This is a genomic window from Conservatibacter flavescens (genome assembly GCF_002795425.1).
Taxonomy (GTDB): domain Bacteria; phylum Pseudomonadota; class Gammaproteobacteria; order Enterobacterales; family Pasteurellaceae; genus Conservatibacter; species Conservatibacter flavescens.
Window position 1 is genome coordinate 1 of the sequence record NZ_PHHA01000021.1, and the last position, 18,879, is coordinate 18,879.

Consider the following 18,879-nt stretch of genomic DNA (forward strand, 5'->3'; position numbering starts at 1 on the left):
GAATTTCTAGTTTAAGCACCCATTAAGACTTCAAAATTAAAAATAGTTTCAACATTAAGTCAATCAACAAGTGCCCACACAGATTGTCTGATAAATTGTTAAAGAACTGTCGCTAAATTCAAATCCATAAAACAAGAATTTAAGCGAAAATAAAACGACGCACCGCTAATCTCATTCACAACAGCGCGTCGTTGTGTGGGGCGTATTATAGACATATTACGAATCTTTGCAACATATTTTTTGAAAAAAATTTCTCAAATGATTATTTATCATTCTACTGCTTTCGACTCCACTCTATAACTCATTGATTTATAATAATTTCAATTGTTCAAATCCCCATTGATGTAAAATGGCTTCAAACTTCTCTTTGTCTTCAAAAAGTGCGGTGCAAAAAATTTGATTTTTTTTCATTATGGATTTTGCTCGTACTTTATCAGCTTCATTGTCCAATAATGATTGTATACGTTTAGCAATCGCTTTACCTGAATCCACAAAATATTTTACTTGTGGCAAACAAAGTTGGATCTCTTCTCTAATTAATGGGAAATGGGTGCAACCTAAAATCACAGTATCCAGTGTTTTTTCAGTCAACCAAGGTGAAAGCTCTTCTCTTAACGCAACCAAATCCACAGGGTGCCCATGCAGTTTATGTTCAGCAATTTCAGCTAATTTTGTGCTACCTATTTTCTCAACCACACAATCTGTTGCATAACGTTCAATAAGCTCTGTCACATAAGTACGTTTCACTGTACCTTTTGTCGCCAATAATCCAATTCGTTTTGTTTGAGAGAGCGCGGCTGCTGGTTTAATTGCAGGTACAGTGCCTACCACATGACATTGAAACTCTTGTCTTAAAGCGGGTAATGCAACTGTACTAGCTGTGTTACAGGCAATCACAATCACATCTAAAGGGTGCATTGCGTTAATTTGTCGACATATTGTCACCGCTCTTTCTATAATCTCATCTTCTTGCTTTTCAGAATAAGGAAAGAAGGCATTATCACAGCAATATAAGTAGTTACAATGAGGTAAAAGATCGCGAACATCACGATACACACTGAGTCCACCGACACCAGAATCAAAAAATAAAATAGTCGGATTCATATTGATTCCTTAAAACTAAAATCAGACAAAAATAACTCCGTCACACTCAGCATAGCTTCATTAATACGCAAAATTGAACGACGCGCATATAACCCACTTCTTTCGTCCAACAACCATTCCAGTTTTTCACGCTCTAGCTTCTGAGAAAAAAGCCAATACCCCAAAGGCTGCTCCCCTAAATTGATAATATCTTGCTCAAATTGCTTCATCAAAGCGATAGAAAAATCAGTTTGCGCAAACACCCAATTTTTTCCATCACCTTGCAACAAAACTTCTCTTCGCCATTGCTGTTGTGACGTCCAACTTTCATTTATCACGATGACATTCAAATCTGTACAAATGTTTTGTAATTTTTGTGTCATAGAATCTTGTGTCAATAACCAATGAGCGACTGCCGATGGCAAAAAAGAGCGGTCAGTTTTCCAATTATTTTGTGTTAAGATCTGTCTATAATTTTCAATATTAAGCATTACTGTAAATCTCTCGCTCTCCTAACCACCGCAGAATTAGCGTATCAACATATTGTGGATATTTTAGCATCAATTGTTTAGCGTGATGTTGAACGAGTGGCAACATATTCCGATCTCGTAGTAAATTTGCTACTTTAAACTCAGCAAGCCCAGTTTGTTTTGTTCCTAACACTTCTCCTGCGCCCCTGATTTCCAAATCTTTTTCCGCTATAAAAAAACCATCTTGGCTATCACGTAACACCTGCAAACGTTTTTTTGAAACTTTACCTAGCGGAGGCTTATACATTAAAACGCAATAAGAAGCGGTGGAACCACGCCCAACTCGACCACGTAATTGATGTAACTGTGAAAGCCCCAAGCGCTCAGCATTTTCAATAATCATCAAACTCGCATTGGGTACATCTACACCGACTTCAATGACTGTCGTTGCAACCAATAAATCCAAATTTGCTGATTTGAATTCAGTCATAATCGCTTGTTTTTCTTGGGGTTTCATGCGGCCATGCACCAAACCTATACGTAAGTGCGGTAAGATTTTACGCAGATCTTCTGCTGTCGCTTCCGCCGCTTGAGCCTCCAGCACCTCACTTTCATCAATTAAGGTACAAACCCAATATGCCTGTCGCTTTTCGTTCATACATGCATGACGTACACGTTCAATAATTTCTACTCGACGCTCTTCTGATACCACTACCGTGCTAATTGGTGTACGTCCTGGTGGAAGCTCGTCAATAATAGATGTATCTAAATCAGCATATACACTCATGGCTAAAGTACGTGGTATTGGCGTTGCGGTCATAATCAATTGATGAGGATAAAACCCTGAATTTTCCCCTTTTTCGCGCAACATTAAGCGTTGATGTACACCAAAACGGTGTTGCTCATCAACGATAACTAAGACTAAATCCGCAAATTCTACTTGAGCTTGAAACAAAGCATGTGTTCCAACTATCATTTTAATATCGCCATTTTTGAGTGCGGTTAATTGGGTTTGACGAGCTTTTCCTTTCACTTTACCTGTTAACCAACCAACGGTAATGCCCAATGGTTCAAACCATTTCATAAAATTTTGCGCATGCTGCTCTGCTAAAATCTCGGTTGGAGCCATCAATGCGACCTGTTTACCATTGTCTATAGCGCATAATGCAGCCAATGCCGCAACTAAGGTTTTCCCTGAACCAACATCACCTTGCACCAAGCGCATCATTGGAATCGGCAATTTTAAATCTTGCTCAATATCTGTGACAACGCGTTCTTGTGCATTGGTTGGTTGAAAGGGTAAATTTGCCAAAAAACGTTGCTTTAAATTGGTTTGATACTGCAATGGTAAAGCGGTGTGTTCTTGGATACCAGACCGCACTTTCTGCATAGCCAAGTTATATGCCAGTAACTCTTCAAAAATTAAGCGTTGCTGTGCGGGATGTTTCCCCTGCTCTAATAAGGTAGCAGAAATATCTGGTGGCGGACGGTGTAAAAAATGAATAGCTTGTTTTAAATCAAAAGGATAAGGATTACATTCGGAGGGTAAACTTTCTGTAACTTGAATTTTATCAAGTAATGCTAATGCCTGATCGGTTAATTTACGCAATGAAGTTTGTTTTAAACCTTCCGTAGTCGAATAAATCGGTGTTAAGGTTTCGTCCAGCACAAGTGGCGCATTGTGCTTAATAATTTGGTATTCTGGGTGATGTATTTCCGCCATAAATCTCCCACGCTTCACCTCTCCGAATGCTTTGACTCTCTCACCGATTTGGAAGCTATTTTTCATACCGGCGTTAAAATTAAAAAAACGCAACATAATTTTGGAGGTTCCATCAGATAAACTGACAGTCAACATAGGGCGACGACCAAACTGCACATCACAACTTTGAACAAGCCCTTCTATAGTGGCATATTGCTCTACGCGCAAATCGGAAATAGGTGTAATATGGGTACGATCCTCATAGCGAATGGGCAAATGAAATAACAAGTCCTGAACATTACAAATGCCTAGACGACCTAATTTTTCAGCCATTGCACTCCCCACGCCTGATAATGCAGTGAGTGGTACGGCGTCAAGCAATTGCGTTCCCATATCTTCGCTTATTCGTTATTATTGCGCTCAATATTCGTCACACCTGGCACCACGCGAATTTTCCGAATAATATTTGCCAAATGCGTTCTATCTTGAGCGGTGAGTAGTACTGTTACTTGATATAAGCGTCCATCGCGCTCTTCAGTTGAAATACCATGTATATTACTTCCAGCTGCAGCAATTGCTGCTGTTAAATGAGCAAAAGAACCCTGCTGGTTAATAATATCAATGCGCAATTCTGTTTCAAACTCCACTTTATTTTCACTTTTTTCCCATTCAACTTGCATATAGTGATCTGGGTTTTCATGACGTGTTTTCAGGTTTGAACAAGATTCATGATGAATAACTAATCCTTTACCCGGACTGACATAGGCAATGATTGGATCGCCTGGAATAGGGTGGCAACATTTCGCAAATGTTGTCAACAAGCTATCGGAGCCTTTAATCACTAGGCTATCATTATTTTTACTGTCACCATCAGTATCAATTTCAATCGCTTCACCTAATAAACGGAAAGCAACTATTGTACTCATTTGATTGCCTAATCCAATTTCTGCCAATAAATCATCAAAGCTACTCAATTTCAATTCTTGTAATAAATTTGTCACTCGTCTTTGATCTAGCTGATCGAGTTTTATTGGAGAAAGTGCATGTACTAATTGGCGTTTACCGAATAATATGGATTCATCACGGCGCAAATTCTTCAATGTTTGACGAATATTTGCTCGTGCTTTTGCTGTGACAACGAAATTTAGCCAACCCGCATTTGGGCGAGCTGCTGGCGCGGTAATAATATCAACAGTCTGTCCAGATTCAAGCGCTTGGGACAATGGATAAGGCATGCGTTCAACTCTCGCGCCGACACAAGTATTTCCAATATCAGAATGCACAGCATAAGCAAAATCTACTGGTGTTGCTCCAGCTGGCAACTCGACAATACGCCCTTTTGGGGTAAAAACATAAATTTCGTCAGGGAATAAATCTGACTTAACATTTTCAATAAATTCAAAAGAATTACCCGCACTTTGCTGTAATTCAATGATACTTTGTAGCCAACGTTGCGCACGAATCTGTGCGGTCGTGCTATCATTCTTACCACTTTGTTTATATGCCCAATGAGCAGCAACCCCCATTTCAGCCATTTGGTCCATTTCTTCCGTACGAATTTGCACTTCCACGGGTACACCATGAGGCCCTATCATTGAAGTATGTAAGGACTGATATCCATTAGCTTTAGGTACTGCAATATAATCTTTTACACGACCTGGACGTGGTTTATATAAACTATGCATTTGGCCTAATACGCGATAGCAAGTATCAACTTCTCCCACAACAGCTCGAAAGGCATAAATATCCATAATAGAATGAAAACGCTGCTCTTTCGTTCGCATTTTCTGATAGATTGAATAAAGATGTTTTTCTCGCCCAAATACTCGTGCGCTAATCCCTGCCTCCGTCAAGCGGCCTTTAATTTCTTCTGAAATACGCTGAATCATTTCTTTACGATTCCCGCGAGCAACTTGGATAACTTTTTGTAATACAGAGTAACGCTGAGGATACATCGCCTCAAACCCCAAATCTTCCAGCTCATTTTTTATATGCTCAATCCCCAAACGATGAGCAAGAGGGCTATAAATTTCAAGGGTTTCTTTGGCTATTCGACGACGTTTATCAGGACGTAGCGCACCTAGTGTGCGCATATTATGGGTACGGTCAGCAAGTTTAATCAACACCACACGAATATCTTTCGTCATGGCTAAGATCATTTTACGGAAATTTTCGGCTTCTGCCTCTTTACGCGTGCGGAATTTCAATTTATCCAGTTTTGACACCCCTTCCACAATTTCAGCGACACTTTGTCCAAATTCTGCTGTTAATTGTTCTTCTGTATAAGGTGTATCTTCAATCACATCATGTAACAAGGCCGCCATGACAGCTTCATGATCGAGCCTCATTTCAGCGATAATCGAGGCTACCGCAACAGGGTGTGTAATATAGGGTTCTCCACTGGAGCGATATTGTCCTTCGTGCGCATCTCGTGCGATAACAAATGCTCGCTTCACAAGATCAATTTGTTCAGATGGTAAATACCCTTGAATAATAGTATTTAGACTTTCAAAAAGATACATTTGTTCACCGCACTTTTATCTATTGAAAATTACGGATTTTGATCGGCTAGTAATGAGACAGCATAATTTTCGCTTTCTTCTCTTTCTTCTTGGCTCTGATGCTCTTGTTGATCCATAATATCATTCGTAATCAACCCTTTTTCAATTTCACGCAACGCAATTACTGTCGGTTTATCATTTTCTTCCGGCACTAAAGGTTCACGCGCATGTAATTGTAATTGTCTTGCACGGCGTGCTGCGGTTAAAATCAAATCAAAACGGTTACCAATTTTATCAACGGCATCTTGAACGGTTACTCGAGCCATAATTTACTCCAATCTCTAATCTAAAAATAAAGGGAAGATATGATACTAAAGAGTAATCTATTTTGCTAGTAATTCAGTAATTAATCCTTGATAACGCAAAGACTGCGTTCGGGTTTTTAATTGCTCTGCACTCAAAATATGCCGAATATCTGTTAAGGCTTGTTCAAAATCATCATTAACCACTACGTAATCGTATTCCGTATAATGGCTCATTTCATCTTGCGCTTTAGCCATGCGATCAAGAATGACCTCTTCTGAATCTTGTCCTCGCCCGATTAAACGACGTTCTAATTCAACTAATGATGGAGGCAAAATAAAAATACTTTTCACATCAGGCACTTTTTCTCGAATCTGCTGCGCCCCTTGCCAATCAATATCTAGAAAAACATCAATGCCTTGCGCCAACGATTTTTCAATCATCGGTAATGACGTGCCATAATAATTTCCCCCAAACACTTTGGCATACTCAAGGAAAACATCATTATCAATCAACTGTTCAAACTGTTCAACAGACACAAAATAATAATGTTCCCCTTCTACTTCTCCAGGACGAGGGGATCGTGTGGTATGCGAAACGGACACTTTCATCTTATGATTATCTTTAAGCAATGCTGAAATCAATGAAGATTTACCCGCACCGCTAGGTGCAGAAATAATATAGAGATTACCTTGTGCCATACACTCTTCCTTAAATGATTAATTCGGATTTATTGCGCTTGTTTATTCATTAACATCATCATACGTTGCTGAATATCTGTCAACATCGCATAGCGCTTACGATACATGGAACGCTTATTACTGGCAATAGTTTCTATATCTTTTATATTAAAATAAGTGGGTAATTCCCAATACTTATGCTTCACACCTGCAGATTCTTTAAACATTTCGTCATAATTGACGACATAACGTTTACTCTGAATAACGCGCGATTTATTTTGGTATTGATGCGGAATCCCCAATAGTTGCTTAACATTCAATGTCATTGTTAACGCTTTCATTGATTCAATTAACAAATATGCAGGGCGCAAACCGTGACATGCTTTAGTCAGTTTTTTAACAAGCTCTTTTGAACCATCAAAATTAGGTCCTTGAATTGAGCCGATTAAAAATGCATCATCAACATTGGCAAAAGTCAACACATAAACACATTGTTCGATAGAAATATCATATAATTCCAGAGCCCAAAATCCTTCCATTGCTTGAAATTCATTAATATTTAATCGCAGCGCTAAATTCGGCACAATCTCCCCAAAAGAAATGGGGTTTTCCCATAAAGGCGGTAAACCCAATTCCCTTAATTTTTGCGGTAAAAATTGTAAGCTTTGGCACATGTACTTTAACCGTTGCTCTGCATGAAAACGTTTATCTAAAAAGCGATGAACCAAAGGATAGTAATAGCTAGGTTTATGCGCCAAAAGAGGCTGAATTTGTGGATTTTGCTGGACAAAATATACAAATTGACGAATAACCCTCTTGTATAACAACGAACGTAAATGAAAACGCAAGCGTTTTAAACGGTAAGATTTTTGGCCTTGATCGGGATAAAAAGTAATAGGTTTTGGCCAATCATAATGTTCATATAACATTTTTCTTATATCTTCTTATTTATAGACACAACCATACATAGTTTGACATAAATCAGAATCCAAATCTAGTTTTTGGTGAATGAAATCATTTTTGCTAAAATAGCTAAAAAAGATAGATTTTAAGGATCAAGCATGAAAATTTTGGGTATTGAAACCTCTTGCGACGAAACAGGTGTTGCTATTTATGACGAACATAAAGGTTTAATTGCGAATCAACTATATACTCAAATTGAACTACACGCTGATTATGGCGGTGTTGTGCCTGAGTTAGCTTCACGTGATCACATTCGTAAAACGCTGCCTCTCATTAACGCAGCATTACAAGAAGCAAACTTAAAAGCCAAAGATATTGATGGGATCGCCTATACCGCTGGTCCGGGTTTAGTTGGCGCCTTATTAGTAGGCTCAACCATTGCTCGCTCGCTCGCCTATGCTTGGAACGTACCGGCCATCGGGGTTCATCACATGGAAGGGCATCTACTTGCCCCTATGTTAGAAGATATCCCACCACAATTCCCTTTTATTGCATTACTTGTATCAGGGGGACACACCCAATTAGTCCGAGTCTCAAACTTGGGGCAATATGAATTACTTGGCGAATCTATTGACGATGCCGCTGGTGAGGCTTTCGATAAAACCGCTAAATTATTGGGTTTAGATTATCCAGGAGGAGCCGCGCTATCTCGCCTAGCAGAACAAGGAAATCCGACTCGTTTTACCTTCCCACGCCCAATGACGGATCGACCTGGTTTAGACTTTAGTTTTTCCGGTCTAAAAACGTTTGCGGCGAATACAATTGCTCAAGCAATACAAATGGAAGGCGAACTCAGTGAACAAACACGCGCAGATATTGCTTATGCTTTCCAACAAGCGGTTATTGAGACTTTAGCGATCAAATGTAAACGCGCTTTAAAAGAAACAGGTTTAAAACGGCTTGTTATCGCAGGCGGAGTGAGCGCGAATAAACAACTACGCCAAGAGCTTGCGAAATTAATGCAACAACTTGGTGGAGAGGTATTCTATCCACGACCTCAATTTTGCACGGACAATGGTGCGATGATTGCTTATGCTGGTTTTTTACGTCTAAAAAATGGTGAACAACAAGATCTCTCCATCATGGTTAAACCAAGATGGCCGATGACGGATTTAAATAAACTCAATAATTAATCGCCCATTTCAAGCCCAATATTTCTCCAATGTATTGGGCTGATTTATCACAATATTCCTTTCAAAAATATGGAATTATTTATATTATCATCTCCCTCAAAAGTTCAGAAAAACATACCGCACTTTTCGAGTGATGATTATCCTAACTTTCCCTATTTAAAATAGTGTTTGGCATTGTAGTAACAGATATTATTGACCATATTACCCAGTAAATTCATATCATTCGGTACTTCACCATTAACCACCCATTGCCCGATCATTTCGCACAAAATACGGCGGAAATATTCATGACGAGTGAAAGATAAGAAACTACGGGAGTCGGTTAACATTCCAACAAACTGGCTAAGTAAGCCTAATTGTGAAAGCTGCTGTAACTGACGCTCCATTCCATCTTTCTGATCATTAAACCACCAGCCCGAACCAAATTGAATTTTACCTGCTATACCACCACCTTGGAAATTGCCAATCATTGCGGCAATCATTTCATTATCGCGTGGATTAAGGCAATATAAGATTGTTTTAGGTAATTGATCAGTTTGATCCATTTGGTCTAGCAATGCAGAGAGATTTTCAGCATACGGACGATCTCCGATGGAGTCAAAACCAGCATCAGCACCTAACTGTTTAAACATACGGGAATTATTATTTCGGATAGCTCCCATATGATACTGCATTACCCATTGGCGTTTATGATATGCTTTACCAAGCCAAACTAAAAGTGCGGTAGAAAATTGAGCAATTTCTGTTTCAGAAAGCGGTTGATTTTGCTTTCTTTTTTGCAAAATATGATCCAGTTCACTTTCATCTTCCACTAATGCAAAGCGAACAAACTCAATACCATGATCGGCAGCCTTCGCACCATTTTGATCAAAATACTCTATCCGTTTTTCCAATGCGGTTGTCAGATCGGCAAATTTTTCTATTTTTAGACCGCTTACTTGTTCTAACTGTTGCAGATAATCCAGAAAACCTGCCAATTCAATTTTAAAAGCTCTATCTGGGCGGAATGTTGGAACGACTTCAATATCGATACTTGGATCAGCTTTTATCTGCTGGTGATAGCGAAGATCATCAATAGGATCGTCTGTTGTGCCGACTAACTTCACGTTCATCTGTTTTAAGATGCCACGAGCAGAAAATTCAGGCTTAGCCAATAAAGCGTTACATTTTTCCCAAATTTCTTCCGCACTTTCCGAATTGAATAATGTATTAACAATGCCAAAAGGGCGACGAAGTTCCAAATGTGTCCAATGATAAAGCGGATTACCGATACATTTCGGTACCGTTTCCACCCATTTCTGATATTTCTCTTTTGAACTTGCTTTACCAGTAATGAAATGCTCTTCTACGCCAGCGGTGCGTAATGCTCGCCATTTATAGTGGTCGCCTTCTAGCCAAATTTCCGTTAAATCGTTAAATTGACGATCTTCTGCAATGTCTTTAGGGGAAAGGTGGCAATGGTAATCGAAAATTGGTTGATGTTTCGCATAATCGTGATATAAGCGACGAGCCACCTCGCTTGAAAGCAGAAAGTCTTCACACATAAACATTTTCATTGCTTATACCCCACTATATGCTGAAAATCCGCCATCAATCGGTAAAACAACACCGTTTACAAAGCTGGCATAGCGTTCGTCCATTAAAAACAGAATACCTCCCACTAATTCTTCTGGTTCACCAAAACGTCCCATTGGTGTGTTAGTGAGAATTTTGTTGGCACGAGCAGTTGGGTTGCCGTCTTGATCGAACAATAATCCACGATTTTGATTACTCACCAAAAAGCCCGGAGCGATGGCATTACAACGAATACCAACGTGTGAGAAATGCACCGCAAGCCATTGAGTGAAGTTGCTGATCGCGGCTTTTGCTCCAGAATACGCAGGGATTTTAGTCAGTGGTGTAAAGGCATTCATACTGGAAATGTTGATGATATTCGCCCCAGTTTTACCAACCATATCTTGTGCAAACACTTGAGTAGGTAAGAGTGTACCAAGATAATTGAGATTAAAGACAAATTCTACTCCCGCTTTATCTAGCTCAAAGAACGATTTCGTGTTTTCTGGTAAATTTGTTTCGTGAAATTCATTATCAGTAGTCGCTTTCGGGCTGTTTCCGCCTGCACCATTAATTAAAATATCACAGGTGCCGAAATCCTTTAAAATTGCGTCTCTGGTAGCTTTCAAGCTCTCCAATTCCAATACATTGGTTTGATATCCTTTAGCAATACCCCCTTCTGCAACAATTTCATCAGCAAATTTAACCGCACTTTCGAGATTTAAATCCAATAAGGCAACTTTCGCACCTGTTTTAGCGAGCTGTTTTGCTAAAAATCCACACAATACACCACCAGCACCTGTGATGACGATGGTTTTGTCTTTAAAATTATGATTTTGTGAAATAGTCATTGTTCTTTTCCTCTAAAATCAAATGGGTAAATAGGGCAAGAAAATCTCACCCCATTTGCTAATCAATAAATTAACGTAGTTCATCAATACGTTTTACATAAGCACCAATCGCAGGATCTTGTAATGCTTTATCATGCATTGGTTTCACTGCATCTACAAAAGGTTGTTTTTCTACTTTGATAAATTCAACACCCATTTTTTCTTTAGCTTTTTGTACTTCCTGTGCTGTCATTTCAGCCCATAATACTTTATGCGACATCATTGAGTCATTTGCTGCTTTTTTCACGATGGTCTGTTGTTCAGGTGTCAATTTTGCCCAAGATTTCTCACCAATCACTAATACATCTGGAATAATGGTATGTTCATCTTCGCTATAAAATTTCGTTACCTCACCATGACGCATTAGGGTTAATGCTGTTGGGTTATTTTCAGCTGCATCGACCACACCTTGCTGTAATGCTGTATAAAGCTCACCAAATGCTAATGGTGTTGGTGAAGCCCCCATCAATCTAACCATTTCTAATGCACTTGGACTTGGTTGAACGCGGACTTTTAATCCTTTTAGATCTTCTGGAGTTTTAATCGGTTTATGTGCATAAAAACTACGAGAACCTGCATCATAATAGGTTAAACCGATAAATCCTTTTCCTTTCGTAGAATTGAGAATTTTCTCGCCTACTTCTGGATCTTGTAATACTCGATAGTAATGTTCAGTATCTTTAAAGAGGTATGGAACATTAAATGCACCATAAGAGACTTCGAAAGATTCCAATTCACTTGCATTAGATTTTGCCATATCAAGGGAGCCAGCTTGTAACAACTCCATTGACTCACGCTGTGTACCTAATTGGCTGTTCGGATAGATACGAATGATCACTTCACCGTCTGTTTGTTTTTTCACATCATCTGCAAATTTTTGCATAGAAATATGCACTGGGTGGGTTTTATCATTATTGTGGCTGAGCTTTAAAGTCACTTTTGCCGTAGCAGATAAGGAAAAAGTTGCAGCTAATAAACCGCTTAAACCAATCACTAATGCTTTTTTCTTTATCAACATAGTTTAATTCTCCGTATAAATAAGGATTAACTCAAAGTATAGAAACAGTTACAACAATTACGACAAGACATCCTCTTGCACACAAAGATATTAAACCAATTAACCAACCCACTCCAACCAATTTTATTAAAAAAGTGATTATGATCACAAATTAAATAAAAAAAACAGCATATAAATAGTTTTTAAAGTATATTTGGTTCACCAATTTAGAGTTATCTAATAAAACTTAAACTATCATCACTCAATCAAAAGGAAACTGTATGAATCGTTTTATATCATTATTGGATAAAATACTTTCTACACTGTGTATTTTCATCTGTATTGGTCTTGTTATTAGTGTAGTATGGCAAGTCTTTTCTCGTTATGTTCTTAACGATCCAAGTACGATTACAGAAGAGCTCTCCCGATTTTTATTTATTTGGGTAGGACTTATCGGTGCCGCTTACGGCTTAGGTCAGAAAAAACATCTAGCGATTGATCTTCTCTTAACCAAACTGGAAACACAGCCTAAGAAACATAATACCGTCAAATTAATTATCAGTGGTATTAGCCTACTCTTTATTATGGTTGTGATGTGTTATGGTGGCAGCCGCTTAGTATTAGACACACTCAACGCTGGACAAACTTCACCCGTTCTAGGCATTCAAATGGGGCTCGTTTATGCAGCAATTCCCGTCAGTGGCTTCTTTATGTTGATATTCTTATTACGTGATCTTGCCGAAGAATATCGTCAATTAACTTCTCATTAATAAGGAAATGGATATGGAATGGTCATCAATTCTTGTTCTAGCCGGTAGTTTTTTCATCCTACTTGCAATTGGTACACCAATTTCTTTTGCTATCGGTATTTCATCACTACTTACGATTATGCTTTCCTTGCCAGTTGATGCTGCAATTCAAGTAATTGCTCAAAAAATGGCAACAGGTTTAGATAGTTTTTCTTTACTTGCAATTCCGTTCTTTATTCTTGCAGGTAATATTATGAACCGTGGCGGTATTGCTTTACGCTTAATTGAATTTGCTAAAGTATTAGGTGGGCGTTTACCAGGTTCTCTTGCTCACGTTAATGTACTTGCCAATATGATGTTTGGCTCTATTTCTGGTTCTGCGGTCGCAGCAGCGGCGGCTGTGGGCGGTACAATGGCACCATTACAGAAAAAAGAAGGGTATGATCCCGCATTTTCTGCTGCTGTAAATATTACTTCTTCTCCAACTGGTTTGCTTATTCCACCAAGTAATACCTTTATTGTATATTCCTTAATCTCTGGCGGAACATCAATCGGTGCGTTATTTCTCGCAGGTTATATTCCTGGTATTTTAATGGGCTTAGGTATTATGGTCGTCGCATACTTTATTGCCCGTAAAAAAGGTTATCCAGTATCAGCAAAACCTACATCAAAAGAGGTGCTTAAAAAGACATTTGATGCCTTACCTAGTTTAGGACTTATCGTTGTTATTATTGGGGGAATTATTGCAGGTATTTTTACTGCAACAGAAGCCTCAGCCATTGCGGTTGTCTATACTCTCATTCTTGCAATGTTTATTTATAAAGAAATCTCATTAAAAGAGTTACCAAGAATTATTTTAGATGCCTCTGTTACGACATCCATTATTCTCCTACTAATCGGAACATCAATGGGGATGTCTTGGGCAATGGCAAATGCGGATATTCCTTACCTTATTAGCGACGCATTATTAACTGTATCAGAAAATCCAATTGTACTCTTACTTATCATTAACTTAATTCTGTTGATTATCGGTACATTTATGGATATGACCCCTGCACTATTAATCTTCACACCGATATTTTTACCAATTGCAACTGAATTAGGGGTAGATCCTGTTCATTTTGGTATCTTAATGACATTTAATTTATCTATTGGTATCTGTACACCACCTGTCGGCAGTACCTTATTTGTTGGTTGCTCTGTTGCTGGTGTAAAAATTGATCAAGTGATTAAGCCGTTACTGCCTTTCTACGCTGTCTTAATTGCTACTTTATTGTTAGTTACTTTTGTACCGCAATTAAGTCTATTCTTACCACAACTATTACTAGGTTATTAGGCTCGGAATGAGGTAAAAAATGAAAACATTAAAACAAGTAACCTTACTGAAAAATGAAAACAACCGTATTGATATTCAATGTGAACATCAGTGGAAATTGCATATTTTTGTCTTAGAGCAAGATATTTTCCGTGTGGCATTTACCCAAAATGATACATTTCGTGTACCACAGACTTGGGCTATTACCCCAAATCAACCTGATGTGCAATGGCAAGGACGAGATCGCTGGTGCTTAGATGGTTATTCTTTGCCAACTTATGAGGTTTGTGAGAAAAACGGCGAAGTAGAAATTACAACTGATCACTTAAAACTCATTGTTCATCAGCCTTTATGGCTGGAATGGCAATATAAGTGCGGTCAAAATTGGAAAACTTTTTCACAAGATCGCAAAACAGGGGCCTATCTCTTAGGGATATCCAATAATCAAGTATCGCATTTCGTACAACGCAGTGTTACAGATAATTACTATGGCTTAGGTGAAAAAGCTGGTGATCTGAACCGCAAAGGCAGACGTTTTGAAATGCGTAACTTAGATGCAATGGGTTACAATGCCGAATTTACTGATCCTCTGTATAAACATATTCCATTTTATATTACTCATACAGAAGATGTCAGCTATGGGTTATATTACGATAACCTCGCATCTTGCTGGTTCCGTTTAGGTAGTGAAATTGATAATTACCACGCCTATTATCGTAGCTATCAAGCGGAAGATGGCGACTTGGATTATTATATGATCCTCGGCCCTCAAATTTTAGATGTTACCAAAAAATATACTCAACTTACTGGTGGTACGATATTTGGTCCAAAATGGAGCTTGGGTTATAGCGGTTCAACAATGAGTTATACCGATGCTCCAGATGCACAGCAGCAGTTGAAGAAATTTGTGGATCTCTGTGAACAATATGATATTCCGTGCGACTCATTCCAATTATCTTCAGGCTATACTTCAATCGGGGCAAAACGTTATGTCTTTAATTGGAACTATGACAAAGTTCCGACCCCAAAAGAGATAACAGCACATTTTCATCAAGCTGGAATGAAATTAGCTGCAAACATCAAACCTTGCTTATTACACGATCATCCAAAATATCAAGAAGTAGCAAAACAAGGATTATTTATCAAAGATTCTCAATCTGATAATCCTGAAATTTCTGTATTCTGGGACGACGAAGGTTCACATTTAGATTTTACTAACCCAAATACAATCGACTGGTGGAAAACCAATGTCAAACAACAATTGCTTGAATATGGTATTGATTCAACTTGGAACGATAATAACGAATTTGAAGTATGGGATAATCACGCCAAATGCCACTTCTTCGGTCAAGGCTTGCCGATTAAACTTATTCGCCCATTACAGCCATTGTTAATGATGAAGGCGTCTTATGAGGCACAAAAAGAATATGCACCAAACTTACGTCCTTATTTAATTTCCCGTTCCGGCTCACCAGGAATGAACCGCTACGTGCAAACTTGGTCTGGTGATAACCGTACAAACTGGAATACCTTACGTTACAATATTCGTATGGGCTTAGGAATGAGCTTGTCGGGTCTATATAATATCGGACACGATGTAGGCGGTTTCTCTGGCAATAAACCAGATCCTGAATTATTTGTTCGCTGGGTTCAAAACGGTGTAATGCATCCACGTTTCACAATCCATTCTTGGAATGATGATAAAACTGTCAATGAACCTTGGATGTATCCACAAGTAACTGACATTATCCGTAGCACAATTCAGCTACGCTACCGCTTAATGCCATATATTTATAATCTATTATGGAAAGCGCATACTGAAAATGAACCAATGTTACGTCCAACCTTCCTCGATCATCCACAGGATTTGCGAACATTTGAAGAAACAGATGATTATCTCTTCGGACAAGATCTGTTAGTCGCTTCCGTTGTGGAAGAAGGACAGCGTAAACGCAATGTTTACCTACCAGATAACCAAGTAGGTTGGTATGATTTTTATACTCATCAATGGTTTAAAGGTAAACAAGATGTTCAAGTTGATGCACCACTTGAACGTATTCCACTTTTTGTTAAAGCAGGAACAATCTTACCATTGGCAGGGCTTGGGCATAAAAACACACTAACTGATAATCACCGGGAATTATTTATCCTACCGTTTATCAATCAAGGCGTTAGCCATATCACCTTGTTTGATGATGATGGTGTGAGTTTCGATTATCAAAATAATCATCACCTCTTGTTAAATATTGAATTAAAATGTACAAGCTATACAATTGAGCTAACAATTAATCGTCATGGTGACTTTATACCTCAATATCAAACACTCTCTTTTGTTTTACCTCACTCAGAGAAGAGAAAGTTGATAGTAAATGGCAAAACCGTTGACACATTAGTACTACAAGATCTCATTATTTGATAGGAAGGTGAGAAATGATGAATGATGAATTACGTTCTTATAAAAAAATAGGGCTTTTATTAAAAGCCCGCTTAGAACAAGGAACTTATGCGATAGGTGATAAATTACCAACCGAACGTGAATTAGCTGAAGAATTAGGGGTGAGTCGTACAGTAATCCGTGAAGCGTTAATTATGTTGGAGTTAGAAAACTTAATTGATATTCGAAAAGGCTCGGGGGTTTATGTCATTAATTTGCCACTTCATAGTGCAGCAAATGATGAAAAAAAAGATTTTGTTGATATTGGTCCATTTGAATTGCTACAAGCTCGTCAGTTACTAGAAAGCAGTATTGCTGAGTTTGCTGCCATTCAAGCCACCAAAAAAGATGTGGAAAAGCTCAAAAACATTTTAAATCGAGAGAAAGAAACCCTAGCTGATGGCAAAGAAGATTATGTTGCTGATGAAGATTTTCATTGTATGATCGCTGAAATCACACAAAATGAAGTATTAATTAGAATGCAAAGGGAACTGTGGCTATACCGTAATAACAGCGATATGTGGAAAGGGTTACATCAACATATTCCCGATCAAAGTTATCGTTTTTTATGGCTACAAGATCACGAAAATATTATCAGCGCAATTCAACGCAAAGATCCTGCCTCAGCCCGAAAAGCCATGTGGCAACATTTAGAAAATGTCAAAGAAAAATTGTTTGAATTATCAGATGTCAATGACCCAGATTTCGACGGGTATTTATTCAGTATCAATCCGATTACTGTAGGTATTTAATTCAAAAAAATATGTCGCCTTAATGGTTTTTAAGGCGACAGTTTCTTTTATTTTAAATAATTATCCATCATCTTCCTTATCTTAAGATAGCCAGTTCATCGGCACAATCACAATATCAGGGAATAAAACCATTAAGAATAGAATAGCAAAATAAACAAGTAAAAATGGTAAGATGCCTTTTGATATTTTGCCAATTCCTAATTTAGCAATGCCAGAGCCAACATATAATACTGTACCAACTGGCGGGGTAATTAAGCCTATAGATAAATTAATGACCATCATAATCCCGAAATAAGCGAGATCGATGTTATAGGCTCTTAAAATAGGCAATAATACTGGTACGAAAATTAATACGGCAGGAATTAAGTCCATTACACACCCAACCAATAAGAAGAAAATCATCAAAATAAACATAAGCACTAATGGGCTATCTGTTATACCTTTAATGACATCAACTAACTCCATTGGGATTTGGGCAACGGTAATTGCAAAAGCAGAAATCATGGCAGCTGCGGCAACAAACATTACCATCGAAGTGGTTTTAATTGTGCTAATAAAGACTTCAAAAACTTTATCCCAAGTTAAGCTTCTATATAGAATACTCACAATCGCTGCATAAATAGCCGCAACAACGCCTGCTTCGGTAGGCGTAAAAATCCCACCTCGTAATCCAACAATGATAATAACTGGCAATAATAATGGCCAAAATGCTTGTTTAAAGGCCACCCAACGTTGTTTTCCTGTCCGTTTTTCTTCTACTGCAAGATTTTCACTACGGTAAAGAAACTTCCAAACGAGCCATAGCCCAATTACCATTAATAAACCTGGTACTACCCCTCCCATAAATAATTTCGTAATAGACGTGCCCGCTGTAATACCATAAACAATCATGGGAATACTTGGTGGAATGACAACAGAAATAATACCGGCAGCACAGAGTAATCCAGTGGATCGAGCTGCATCATATTTTCTCGCCACCATCATTGGAATTAAAATGGCACCTAACGCCGCCGTATCTGCAACCGCAGATCCCGATAATCCTGCAAAAATTAATCCAGAAATAATCGCAACATAGCCCAACCCGCCTTTAATATGTCCAACCATACTCATGGCGAAGTTAATAATACGTTCAGATATGCCACCATGCTTCATAATTTCGCCAGTTAGCATAAAAAAGGGAATGGCCATCAGAGGGAAATTATTAGTTCCCATCACAAAATTTTCTGTAATCAACTGTGTATCAAACATATCCATTTGAAATAACATCAAACTGGCACTTAATAGCATTGATAACGCAACTGGAACACCTAAAAAAAGAAGAAAAAATAGACTGCCTAAGAATAACCACAACAT

The 18,879-nt window shown here is 38.4% G+C and carries 16 protein-coding genes; 5 read left to right on the forward strand and 11 right to left on the reverse strand.

Annotated features, from left to right (window positions below):
- Positions 1 to 309: 309 nt before the first annotated feature.
- The 7 genes from murI to CVP05_RS09235 are packed head-to-tail and all read right to left on the reverse strand — an operon-like array spanning position 310 to position 7,668.
- The gene (gene murI / locus CVP05_RS09205; RefSeq protein ID WP_100289280.1) at positions 310 to 1,104 is read right to left on the reverse strand and encodes a glutamate racemase; all 795 of its coding nucleotides are present in this window, start codon (positions 1,102 to 1,104) and stop codon (positions 310 to 312) included.
- The gene (locus tag CVP05_RS09210) at positions 1,101 to 1,574 is read right to left on the reverse strand and encodes a chorismate--pyruvate lyase family protein (RefSeq protein ID WP_100289281.1); all 474 of its coding nucleotides are present in this window, start codon (positions 1,572 to 1,574) and stop codon (positions 1,101 to 1,103) included. The genes murI and CVP05_RS09210 overlap by 4 nt, the downstream gene beginning before the upstream one ends.
- A complete protein-coding gene (gene recG, locus CVP05_RS09215) occupies positions 1,567 to 3,648 on the reverse strand; it encodes an ATP-dependent DNA helicase RecG (protein ID WP_100289282.1) in 2,082 nt (693 codons plus the stop codon). The genes CVP05_RS09210 and recG overlap by 8 nt, the downstream gene beginning before the upstream one ends.
- A gap of 8 nt (positions 3,649 to 3,656) precedes the next feature.
- Entirely contained in the window at positions 3,657 to 5,777 is a 2,121-nt protein-coding gene (gene spoT, locus CVP05_RS09220) for a bifunctional GTP diphosphokinase/guanosine-3',5'-bis pyrophosphate 3'-pyrophosphohydrolase (protein ID WP_100289283.1), read from the reverse strand.
- Positions 5,778 to 5,806: 29 nt separating this feature from the next.
- Positions 5,807 to 6,082 carry a DNA-directed RNA polymerase subunit omega gene (gene rpoZ, locus CVP05_RS09225; RefSeq protein ID WP_100289284.1) on the reverse strand — a complete coding sequence of 92 codons (276 nt, stop codon included), beginning with the start codon at positions 6,080 to 6,082 and terminating at the stop codon, positions 5,807 to 5,809.
- 57 nt (positions 6,083 to 6,139) lie between these two features.
- Positions 6,140 to 6,760 carry a guanylate kinase gene (gene gmk / locus CVP05_RS09230; protein ID WP_100289285.1) on the reverse strand — a complete coding sequence of 207 codons (621 nt, stop codon included), beginning with the start codon at positions 6,758 to 6,760 and terminating at the stop codon, positions 6,140 to 6,142.
- A 29-nt stretch (positions 6,761 to 6,789) separates the two neighbouring features.
- Positions 6,790 to 7,668 (reverse strand): VirK/YbjX family protein, encoded by an 879-nt coding sequence (locus tag CVP05_RS09235; RefSeq protein ID WP_100289286.1) that lies wholly within the window; start codon positions 7,666 to 7,668, stop codon positions 6,790 to 6,792.
- A 132-nt stretch (positions 7,669 to 7,800) separates the two neighbouring features.
- On the opposite strand from CVP05_RS09235, the gene tsaD reads away from it, so the two are divergent.
- Positions 7,801 to 8,835 carry a tRNA (adenosine(37)-N6)-threonylcarbamoyltransferase complex transferase subunit TsaD gene (tsaD, locus tag CVP05_RS09240; protein WP_100289287.1) on the forward strand — a complete coding sequence of 345 codons (1,035 nt, stop codon included), beginning with the start codon at positions 7,801 to 7,803 and terminating at the stop codon, positions 8,833 to 8,835.
- 152 nt (positions 8,836 to 8,987) lie between these two features.
- Here the strand turns inward: tsaD and uxaC are convergent, their stop codons facing one another.
- The 3 genes from uxaC to CVP05_RS09255 all read right to left on the reverse strand — a co-directional run bounded on the left by uxaC (position 8,988) and on the right by CVP05_RS09255 (position 12,297).
- Positions 8,988 to 10,391: a glucuronate isomerase gene (uxaC, locus tag CVP05_RS09245; RefSeq protein ID WP_100289288.1), complete on the reverse strand. Its 1,404-nt coding sequence runs from the start codon at positions 10,389 to 10,391 to the stop codon at positions 8,988 to 8,990.
- A gap of 3 nt (positions 10,392 to 10,394) precedes the next feature.
- On the reverse strand, positions 10,395 to 11,240 hold the full coding sequence (locus CVP05_RS09250) for an SDR family oxidoreductase (RefSeq protein WP_100289289.1): 846 nt from the start codon (positions 11,238 to 11,240) through the stop codon (positions 10,395 to 10,397).
- 70 nt (positions 11,241 to 11,310) lie between these two features.
- On the reverse strand, positions 11,311 to 12,297 hold the full coding sequence (locus CVP05_RS09255; RefSeq protein WP_100289290.1) for a TRAP transporter substrate-binding protein: 987 nt from the start codon (positions 12,295 to 12,297) through the stop codon (positions 11,311 to 11,313).
- A 260-nt stretch (positions 12,298 to 12,557) separates the two neighbouring features.
- Between CVP05_RS09255 and CVP05_RS09260 the strand changes: the two genes are divergently transcribed.
- From CVP05_RS09260 to CVP05_RS09275, 4 genes are read left to right on the forward strand one after another with little or no spacing between them, the layout of a single operon-like run.
- Positions 12,558 to 13,046, forward strand: coding sequence for a TRAP transporter small permease (locus CVP05_RS09260; protein WP_100289291.1), 489 nt, complete (start codon positions 12,558 to 12,560; stop codon positions 13,044 to 13,046).
- Between the two features lie 13 nt (positions 13,047 to 13,059).
- Complete coding sequence (locus tag CVP05_RS09265; RefSeq protein WP_100289292.1) at positions 13,060 to 14,361, forward strand: TRAP transporter large permease; 1,302 nt, start codon at positions 13,060 to 13,062, stop codon at positions 14,359 to 14,361.
- 19 nt (positions 14,362 to 14,380) lie between these two features.
- Positions 14,381 to 16,756, forward strand: a complete 2,376-nt coding sequence (locus CVP05_RS09270; RefSeq protein WP_100289293.1) for a glycoside hydrolase family 31 protein — start codon at positions 14,381 to 14,383, stop codon at positions 16,754 to 16,756.
- A gap of 14 nt (positions 16,757 to 16,770) precedes the next feature.
- A complete protein-coding gene (locus CVP05_RS09275; RefSeq protein ID WP_100289294.1) occupies positions 16,771 to 17,526 on the forward strand; it encodes an FCD domain-containing protein in 756 nt (251 codons plus the stop codon).
- Between the two features lie 81 nt (positions 17,527 to 17,607).
- Here CVP05_RS09275 and CVP05_RS09280 read toward each other — a convergent pair whose 3' ends face one another.
- A complete protein-coding gene (locus tag CVP05_RS09280) occupies positions 17,608 to 18,879 on the reverse strand; it encodes a TRAP transporter large permease (protein ID WP_100289295.1) in 1,272 nt (423 codons plus the stop codon).